Here is a 401-nt window from a genome sequence, read left to right as displayed (position 1 = left end):
AATTGATTGAGTACAAAAAAAATATTTGGCGAAAATGTTGAAATCCGCATCAGGTGCGTTTGCAAATGTCCTTAAAAGATCATTAGTTCCTGCCGTAAGGGTCAGCGCCGTATCTGTACGGAGATCACACGGAGGTCCAGTGGAAAGTGACGAAGAATTCGATAACAGATATGAAGCATATTTCAACAGAAAAGACATTGATGGTTGGGAAATCCGCAAAGGAATGAACGACCTCTGTGGTATGGATCTCGTTCCCGACCCAAAGATTATCAAAGCTGCCCTTCATGCATGCAGACGAGTCAATGATTATGCCCTTGCCGTCAGGTTTATAGAAGCCTGCAAGGACAAATGTTGAAACAAAGTGAATGAAATCTACCCATACATCATTCAAGAGATCAAGT

1 protein-coding gene is annotated in these 401 nt (G+C 41.9%); it reads right to left on the bottom strand.

Going from position 1 to position 401, the window contains the following annotated elements; translation table 11 throughout:
• Window positions 1-124 precede the first annotated feature (124 nt).
• The coding region (locus F0L46_RS27815; RefSeq protein WP_240540168.1) for a hypothetical protein at window positions 125-401 on the bottom strand (277 nt) is incomplete at its 5' end.

It is taken from the genome of Salinarimonas soli (assembly GCF_008386575.1).
Lineage (GTDB): Bacteria > Pseudomonadota > Alphaproteobacteria > Rhizobiales > Beijerinckiaceae > Salinarimonas_A > Salinarimonas_A soli.
The sequence above is the reverse complement of the archived record's forward strand: the minus strand, read 5'-3'. Positions and strand labels throughout refer to the sequence as shown.